This window comes from Stenotrophomonas sp. P5_B8 (assembly GCF_054049855.1).
The window spans coordinates 1-8866 of sequence record NZ_JBFULO010000142.1 but is presented as its reverse complement, the minus strand read 5'-3'; the positions used below and the strand labels follow the sequence as shown (position 1 = coordinate 8866).

Here is an 8866-nt window from a genome sequence, read left to right as displayed (position 1 = left end):
ATCATCGTCAGTGGAAGGTGGCGCAGGAATTCAAACAACGCCATGGAGCTGTCATTCGAAACGGCCGTGACGAGCTCCTGAACACCTTCGGATCGGACCATGAACAAGGCGGAGTTGCCGTAGATGGTCATCCAAAGGAATGTGAACCCCAGCGGCACCAGCAAGACGCCAACCACGAACTCACGCACCGTGCGGCCTCGCGAGATGCGGGCGATGAACATGCCAACGAAGGGCGACCAGGCAATCCACCAGCCCCAGTAGAACAAGGTCCAGCCACCGAGCCAACCACTTGGCTCATAGGCATACAGGTTGAATGTCATCGAGAACAGCTGGGAGGCATACATTCCGGTGTTCTGTACAAATGCCTGCATCAGGTGGACGGTGGGGCCGCAGACAAGCACGAATGCAAGCAGTGCGACGGCCATGATCATGTTGATCTCAGAGAGTCGGCGCACACCGCTGTCCAGGCCTGCCACCACTGATCCCGTGGCGACCAGGGTGATGATGCCGATCAGCGACACCTGCACGAGGGTGCTGACTTCCAGGCCAAACAAGTAGTTCAGTCCGGAGTTGATCTGCATTACCCCCAGGCCAAGCGACGTGGCCAGGCCAAAGATGGTGCCAAGGGCTGCAAACGTATCCACCGCATGGCCGATGGGGCCGTGGATGCGTTCTCCGATGAGCGGATAGAGCGCCGATCGCACCCGGAGCGGCAGGTTGTGGCGATAGGCAAAGTAGGCCAATGCCAACGCAACAACAGCGTAGATGGCCCAGGCATGCACACCCCAATGGAAGAAGGTGATACGCATCGCCTGGCGAGCTGCCTCGGCAGACTCGGCCGTGCCGGTCGGCGGGGTAGCGTAGTGCATGATCGGCTCTGCCACGCCGAAGAACATCAGGCCAATGCCCATGCCTGCCGCAAAGAGCATGGCAAACCACGAGGCATAGCTGTAATCAGGGCGACTGTGGTCTGGGCCGAGCTTGATGCGCCCGTAGCCACTGATCGCTACACCGACCACAAACACCAGGAAGCCTGCGACCGATAAGATGGTGAACCAGCCCGCGTCATTGGCGGTCCAGTTCTTGGCTGCTGTGAACCAAGTCGTCGCTTTTTCTGGAACGAAGATGGATAGCGCCAACAGTAAAAGCACGATGGCCGCAGTGGGAATGAACACCTGCGGCAAGATGCGCTGGCGAACAGGAGTGGATGGCGGAGCTGGGCTCTGCATAAATTCCTCCGGTTGATGATCGTTGAAGCAGGAGTGCGACTTGCGCTTAGAAATAGAACCCGATGTTGAGGTTGAGTCGGCTATGCCAGCGGGAGGGGCCGCCGTCATCGATTCCGATGCCGTCCCCGCCTGCAAACCACATGTTCTTGCCCGCAATCCAGTCCACGTAAGTCAACATGATCCCTTTTTGCAGGCTGCATCCGGTCACGTTCTGCCATGAATCCCTCACGCCTTGGCTGCGTCCCATCGGGCGCGTCATACTGAGGTTGTTGTAGCAGGTGATGTCATCGAGCCAGCGCTGCTCACCGAAGGAGTAGGCCACGTTTGCGCTGGGGACATCGGCTTCCGACGCAATCTCAAAGGGGGCAAGGAAGGCAGACATCGCAATCCGGTCGCCTGGCACGCTGTAACGGTAGCGAGCCCATTGCAGCTGGGTCGTCCAGCCATCCCGTTTCCACTGGGCATGCAGCGCAGCACCCTGGTGACGATAGTGACGGCGGGTAGTGGTGTTCTGAACCTGACCACTGAATCCAGAGGCCCCGAGCAGCACCTCACCGTTATGCAAGGCGCTGGTGTGTTCGTATCTGAAGTGAACGCGCTCTCGTTCCCTGTAGGGCAGGTCAGCAGTCTGGGCCACGTCAAAGGAGTATCGGTTGTAGCGAGAGCCGCTTCCGTATTCATCCCCCGAGAACCAGCCGACTATCCAGTGATGGTCGCCACGTTCATGGCTGAGCGTCACACCCGGATCGTAATCGTCCTCAATGCCAAGGTAGTAGCCTGAGCCGAACCAGAAGCTCTGCGAGACGGTAGGCAGGAGTCCGAAGGGAACCTGCTGGATGCCGKCCTTGAGCTGCGTTGCTTCGTTGAAATTCCATCCGGCGTAGGCATGGTGGACGGCATCGAAACCGTCATACCAGCGATATTGGGCAGAGAAGAAAAGCGGGCCAGCTCCGGCTTTTACGTCTGCGCGAAGCAGTTCAAGTTGCAGGCGGCTTGTGGGGCCGTAGTCCAGCCAGCCATAATTGAACCGGATGGCGCCACCCACATCGACAAATGGTTCAACAGGAGTGTTGGGCGCTTCTTGAGCGTGGATTGTGCCTGTGGCCGTTGCAGCAACACACAAGTAAATGAGGGGAAATACCTTCACGATAGTGTCTCGTGGCCTCCATTTTGCGAATGAAAGCGTCCAAGTCTAACGCGTAAGCGTAGGCCACCCAAGTCCAAGGCTCTGTCTTCACGGCGCGTGAGGCCGGACAGGATGGGAGTTGCGCGCATTGGGCGATATGGAACCACGCAGCCCGTGAAAGCGACGGGAGGGTGGATCTCGATACAGAGGTTCCAGCGCTGGTGAGTGGTAGTGCCAGGATGGATGTGCCGATGTCCATTCGTAGCGATCATCCCAATCTCAGGTCTCAGTGACCAGACGCTACTGCCTGGCGGGTAGCTGCGTCTTGAGCGCGTTGATGTTCTACCGCAGCGATCGCCCGAAGCTTTTCTTGATCCCGGGAGAATTTCAGCGTTTGCACTGCGCGCTCCAAAGACGCGTCGGCGTGGCGTCGAGCGGCTTCGCGAGTGGCGGGTGAGCAGCCGGCGCAGAGGGCGRCRAACGCTTTTTGCAGCCTGATGTTGACTTCAAGAGACCCTGCTGCATCGGTCGATATGGGCGCAAACACATCTTCGAACAGGTCGTCCACATCCAGTTGAGCGATGTGGACGTGGGAATACCGCACTTTGTCAGGCTCACCTGCGCAGGCCAAGGCATCCCATCTGAGCAGAAGTCGCACACAGGTACCGATGACCGTGATGCACGTGCCAGGATCATTGACGGCAGGAGACATGGATCGCACGCCGATCTCGGCGAGGACGACCAGGCCGTAACGCGGATCGTTCTCCATCCTGCGAGAACCGCCGATGGTGAGCGCTTCAATCATCTGTGTTCTTTGATCGTCGTTGAGAAGGCCCCCAACKCTCAKAAGTGCGCGATTGGGAGTCGCAAAGGTGCCTGGCTGACAGGTCAAATAGACCGTCAGCTGGTGTTCCTCCGCGATGGCATTGAGCCGCTGCACATCAATGTGCTCAACGTACCCAACATCCGCGGCGAAGACATCAATGGTGTTGCTTGGCGCTATGCCACTGTAGGGAATCCCGCCGAGAAACGGCGCATCTGCGCGCTGCTTCATCGACTTCAACGTGGCTTTTTCAACCAGATCAACCGTTTCTCCCAGCCGTCCAAAGCGGGAAAACTGCTCGATGGCCCGAAGGAGTGTCACGGTGATGACGATGATGACCGCTATGGTCGCTCCGAACAGGACAAGTCGTCCGCTGTCCCCATAGATACCCGTGCTGAGTGCGATGAGCCCGACGATGGAGAACAGGAACGCACCAACGAACGTCGCCAGCGTACCTTGCGCCCGGGTATCTTCAATCAGTAATCGAGAGGCGCGCGGCGTGGCGTTGGTGGACGCCGAGCCGTAAGCGGCAACCATCGTTGAAAGGGCGAAGGTCGTGACCGTCAGCATTGAGGCGGCCAGGATGCCGAGGATGTTGCCGACCGAATCAACACCAATCTGGGTGGCGAGCCCAGTCGGTAACACGAACTTGGCGGCAGCGCCTGCCAGGGCGGTTACGATACCCAATACCCCGTAAAGAGTGGATCGGAACCACATTCTCCTGCTGATCCTGAATAGGGTCAGCCGCCACTTGGTCATCATGGGGCAGTTGCTCAGCTTTGATGGAGTCAGTATCCCAGCTGTATGGGCTTGGGCGCGTCAACGCCAAGTGTCCGGCCTCAACCCGCTCTCCTGTCGCCTGCCACAGCCGTATCCGAGCTTCGAGCAGCGCGCTATGGCGACTCGGCACACCCGCTTGCATTTTCGGGTGCTGGAGGATATTTACAGCAGCTGTAGTCACGGCAACCATCATGCGCAAGGCCGATCGTCTGTTCCAGTTGGTCAATCTGATTCGTGTGCGACAGCCAGTTACTGCGGCGGTGCTGGCCACAGAGCTGGGTATTTCCGTGCGCAGCATCTACCGCTATATGGATGACCTGTCCGTGGCCGGTATACCTGTCTATGGCGAGGCGGGCATTGGCTATAGCCTCAAGCCCAACTTTGAATTACCGCCCCTGACCTTGGATGCGTCAGAGCTCGAGGCATTGCAATTGGCGGTGGAGATGCTGGCCTGCAGTGGTGGCGGACACCTGCAGCCAGCGGCGCGTTCGTTGTTGCATAAGCTGCAGGCGGCATCCCCCTCCGGTCCTCCCAAGCCGCGCATCGCCCGAGCGCTGCGCGCAGTGCCTGTGTCGCTGCCGTGCTGGCAGCCACTGCATACGGCCGTTCGTGAAGGTGGCACCGTGCACCTGCGCTATCGCTCTCTGCAAGGGAGGCTTAGTGAGCGCACAGTGCTTCCGTTGGGCCTGTTTCACTGGGGGCAGCATTGGACACTGGGCAGCTGGTGCGCGCTCCGGCAGGACTATCGGGACTTCCGCTTGGATCAGATCGAATCGCTCAGCAATGCCGCGCCTTTGACGGTGCCAGAGCATGTGGCACTGGAAGCGTATCTCCAACACCAACAAAGCGCTTGGGACGGACGCGCCTACTGACACCCCGGTGGCAGCAGGGGGTGGGCAGACTGCACGTTCACCCCATGAGGAACCCTTCCTATGCAAGTCACTTCTTCCGTGCTCGAACTGGCCGTGTTTACAGTAAAACCGGAGGCGCACGCGCAGATGCCCAGGCTACGTGAACAGCTGCGCGCTGCCATCGCACAGTTCCCCGGGTTGATCGATTACCAGCCGTTCTCGCCGATCGGCGAGGACGACCGATTCGTTGACATCGCTCGCTGGCAAGACCTCGCCAGCGCTCAGGCGGCGGCGCAGGCGTTTGCCGGTGGCGATGCACGTTTCGCCCCTTACTTGGCTGCCATCGAGGAACTACACCTGATGCGGCATTTCGTACCGGGCTGAGGCCGCTGCGGACTCTTCACATTGAAGGACTCGAAGCAGGTTGCAGCATTGTCGACGCCTGCTACCAACGCCGCCCCGCAGGGCGGTGTTGGATCTGGACGTAGCCAATTCAGGTCGTCTAGACGGGTGAGCCCCGCTACTTCATTGCCTCCAGCGGCACCAGCGACGCCCATACCAGCAGCAGGGCAAGCCACAGCCATCGCCAACGACCCATGCCGTGCCACGCCGCGCGCCACGGGCCGGGCAGTTTTTCATGACTCATGTCTGCCGCCTTTTGGCTGCTGATCGCAGCGAATCCACTGTGCGAAGTCCGTAGAGATACACGCCGGTGAAGCACAGCCCGGTCAACAGCGTGCCGGCCAGCAACCAGAGCAGTCGGATGGGCCAACCGCCGAAGCTGCCGAAGTGCAGGGGATCGGCCATTTCGGCGATACGCTGATGGACCCCCAGCGCACGGCCGTCATGCATGCCGATCACGTGCCCGGTGCGCAGGTCCACGGCGATGTTGTTGGCCCGCTCCCGCACCAGCCAGGCGTCGGCCTCCCCCAGGAACAGGATGCTCCCGCCATCGCGTGCGGGAATGGCGCCGAGGATGTGAAGGCCGGGCCATTGCTGGCGGACGGTCTGCACCGCAGCGTCCACAGCGGCCGGGTCGACGGCGGCAGCGCGGTCATCGCCCTCGGCCAGTCGCATGGTCGGCGCGGCCGGTGCATCGCCGCCAAGGGATTCGATCAGATACCACGCGCCGGTCAAGCCGATCAGCAGCAAAAACCAGAGTGACCAAACCCCGGCCAGGCGATGGACATCGCCCCACAGGCGGCGCGGTCGCGAGGGGTCGGGCCGTTTGAAGAAGCCGCGCCACCACTTCTTGTAGATGTACAGGCTGCTCAACAGCGACAGCAGCAACGGGATGGACAGCGCCGCCACCAGTGGCACGCCCCAGGCCACCGGCAGCATCAGGTGGCGGTGGGTGTTGCGCAGCAGCCGTTGCGTATTGAACCAGCCCGTGTCGCCGGTCACCTGCGCGGTATACGGGTTGATCCAGACAAAGCGTCGCTTGCCATCGGGCAGGCGCATCTGCGCGCGCGCCGCGAACAGGCGCGTGTGACCGGCGGAGATGCCTTCCAGCTCCCAGTCCGGATGTGCCGCCTGCGCGGCATGGATGACCGGCCCCCAGCCGGCCTGCTCACCCCCATCGGCCACGCGCATGGGGGCGTGCAGCAGCCAGTCGATCTCCTGCGAGAACACCGCCAGCGTGCCGGTGAGGCAGACAAAGCCCATGAACAGGCAGAGCTTCAGGCCGAGCCAGCTGTGCAGATCGAACCACAGCCGGCGCCCACTCCCGCTGCGTGCAGGGCGGTGGGGGGGCGCTGGCGTAGGCTGGCGCATGGGCGGGCTCAGAAGGCGTACGCCGCTTGCACGTACACGCGGCGTGGCTCACCCGGAAAGTGGCCGGTGCGCTCGGTGAAGCCACTGGCCGCATAGACCTTGTCGAACAGGTTTTTGACGTTGGCCTGGAACTGCCACTGCTGCCACTGCGTCTTCCAGCTCATGTCGAACACGGTATACGGCTTTACCCGTTGGCCATCCAGGCTGACGCGCTCATCCACGTAGTCGGCGCCAAAGCCGATGGCGGAGTTGATCGCCGGCAGGTCGTAGCGCGTCCACAGGCCGAGCTTGTTCTGCGGCGCATTGGCGAAGCGATCGCCGGAGGCATTGGTGATGCCGTTGCTGCCGGCATCCTTCACCCGCGCATCGTTGTAGGCGTAGGTCAGGTTGAGCACCCAGCGGTCGGTGACATCGGCCAGCAGATCCAGCTCCATGCCCGTACTGCGCACCAGGCCCAGGGCGGCCAGCTGGTTGACGCCGTCCACGATCTCGCCGGTGGCCTGCACGATATTGCTGCGGTCGATCCGGTACGCGGCCAGGTTCAGGGTGACGCGCTCGGCCAGCAGGGATTTCAACCCGACTTCCCATTGTTTGCTGCGCTCGGCATCGAACGGGCCGCCCGCCTCGGCGCTCTGGTTGGCCGCGCTCTGGGGCATGAAGCCGCTGGCGATATTGGCGTAGACATTCACGCCTTCCCGCACGGTATACGTGCTGCCCAGACGCCAGCTGATGTCGTTGCCGTCCACGCGGGTGCCGGCAACGCGGTCATCGTCCTTGAAGCCATCCCAACGCAGTCCGGCCAGCACATGCCAGCGCGGGGTCAGGGTCAGTTCGTCCTGGAGGTAGCCGCCATAGCGCTTGCTGCGCGTGCTCGTGCTGCGCCAGGGCAGGGCGGCCAGGTTGTAGTCGCGCCACGAACTTGCGCCATACACCGGGTTGAACAGGTCGATGCCCGGCACCGGGCCGGCACCCCGCGCCAGATCCGCGCTGTTGGCCGTCTGCGCGGTGAAGTCGGCATCCTGCTGGTACACATCGGCGCCGAACAGCACCTTGTGCTCGATGCTGCCGGTGCTGACGCGCCACACGGCGTTGGCGTTGGCGGTGAATGCATCGTTGTCGCGGATCTGGTTGCGCAGCTGGCGGGTCATCCACTCGGGTACACCGTCGCGGTTGCGGTCGATCAGCCCCATCGGCTCGTGGTAGATCTGATGCTCGTTGTTCTCGAACCAGCGTGCACCCACATCCACGTCCAGGTTGGTGCTGGGCGAGAAGCGGTACTGGGCCAGCGCAACCTTGGCGCGCATGTCGAGAAAGTCGCTGGCTTCGTTGTGATTCCAGCGACGGTCGGTGAGAAAACTGCCGTTGTCGTCCACCGGCACGCCACGCAGGCGGTTGCCGCCCAGGTTCTGGGTGATGTCGGTGAACTGCAGGGTCAACTCGCCGGTGTCGCCCACGTCGAAGGCCAGCGACGCATCACCGATCACGCTTTCGCTGTCCGCGTTCCAGCGCACGCCCTGTTCGGTGTCGCCATAGAGCCCGGCGCGGTAGCGCACGCTGCCCGCGGTGTTCATCGGCCCGGTGGCCTCGATCGACGCCGCCCGGAAATCGTTGTTGCCGGCCTGCAGTTCGATACGGCGTTCGGGCGTGGCTTTGGGCTTGCGCGTCACGTAGTTGATGACGCCCCCGGCATCGCCGCCGCCGTACAGGGCGCCGGCCGGTCCCTTCAGGACTTCCACGCGCTCGATGTTGAACAGCTGCGGCACCGAAAAGCCGGCATAGGGGTCGCCGCGCAGCCCGTCATACAGCACGTTTTCCTGGCGGAAGCCGCGCAGGGTCACGCCGGCATAGCTGAAGAAACTGATGCCGCTGATGCTGCGGTACAGGTCGGTGATCTGGCGGGCCGCCTGGTCTTCAATCAGCTCACGCGGTACCACCTGGATGGACTGCGGCACCAGCGCCAGCGGCGTTTCCGTCCGCGTGCCCACCGTGGCGTCGTCCACCCGGTAGAGGGTCTGGGCGCGGCCGAGCACCTGTACTGCGTCGAGCTGCTGCACATCGGCGGAGGAGGGAGGAGCGGCGTGGGCCGAAAGGCAGGCGAGGGTCAGGGACAGGCCCAGGGCGGAGGGGCGAAGTGGTGGGCGGGTCATCGGGGGCGGGAGACTAGGTGCGAATGAGAAAGATTAACATGTGGGGAGGTCAAATGCCTGCGTCTCAACGGGAGGTCCGGCCCGCTTCGGATCAGCCGCTCTGCCGCCCGCTGGCCGACGTGTGGGGGGACGTCACC

General features: G+C 62.3%; 8 protein-coding genes. 2 read left to right on the top strand and 6 right to left on the bottom strand.

What is annotated here, in order from left to right:
* The 3 genes from ACXJKH_RS09890 to ACXJKH_RS09880 form a co-directional block, all read right to left on the bottom strand.
* On the bottom strand, positions 1 to 1229 hold a 1229-nt coding region (locus tag ACXJKH_RS09890; RefSeq protein WP_457319298.1), incomplete at its 3' end, for a BCCT family transporter.
* A gap of 46 nt (positions 1230 to 1275) precedes the next feature.
* Entirely contained in the window at positions 1276 to 2376 is a 1101-nt protein-coding gene (locus tag ACXJKH_RS09885) for a hypothetical protein (RefSeq protein WP_457319297.1), read from the bottom strand.
* A 265-nt stretch (positions 2377 to 2641) separates the two neighbouring features.
* Positions 2642 to 3895 carry a DUF2254 domain-containing protein gene (locus tag ACXJKH_RS09880; protein ID WP_457319296.1) on the bottom strand — a complete coding sequence of 418 codons (1254 nt, stop codon included), beginning with the start codon at positions 3893 to 3895 and terminating at the stop codon, positions 2642 to 2644.
* Between the two features lie 254 nt (positions 3896 to 4149).
* On the opposite strand from ACXJKH_RS09880, the gene ACXJKH_RS09875 reads away from it, so the two are divergent.
* Together ACXJKH_RS09875 and ACXJKH_RS09870 are read left to right on the top strand one after the other, a co-directional pair.
* The gene (locus ACXJKH_RS09875) at positions 4150 to 4830 is read left to right on the top strand and encodes a helix-turn-helix transcriptional regulator (protein ID WP_457319295.1); all 681 of its coding nucleotides are present in this window, start codon (positions 4150 to 4152) and stop codon (positions 4828 to 4830) included.
* A gap of 60 nt (positions 4831 to 4890) precedes the next feature.
* On the top strand, positions 4891 to 5193 hold the full coding sequence (locus ACXJKH_RS09870) for an antibiotic biosynthesis monooxygenase family protein (protein ID WP_457319294.1): 303 nt from the start codon (positions 4891 to 4893) through the stop codon (positions 5191 to 5193).
* Between the two features lie 136 nt (positions 5194 to 5329).
* Here ACXJKH_RS09870 and ACXJKH_RS09865 read toward each other — a convergent pair whose 3' ends face one another.
* The 3 genes from ACXJKH_RS09865 to ACXJKH_RS09855 are packed head-to-tail and all read right to left on the bottom strand — an operon-like array spanning position 5330 to position 8729.
* Entirely contained in the window at positions 5330 to 5455 is a 126-nt protein-coding gene (locus ACXJKH_RS09865; RefSeq protein ID WP_256774474.1) for a hypothetical protein, read from the bottom strand.
* Entirely contained in the window at positions 5452 to 6582 is a 1131-nt protein-coding gene (locus ACXJKH_RS09860) for a PepSY-associated TM helix domain-containing protein (protein ID WP_457319293.1), read from the bottom strand. Before ACXJKH_RS09860 ends, ACXJKH_RS09865 begins: the two co-directional genes overlap by 4 nt.
* 8 nt (positions 6583 to 6590) lie before the next feature.
* Entirely contained in the window at positions 6591 to 8729 is a 2139-nt protein-coding gene (locus tag ACXJKH_RS09855; protein ID WP_457319292.1) for a TonB-dependent siderophore receptor, read from the bottom strand.
* Between the last annotated feature and the right edge of the window lie 137 nt (positions 8730 to 8866).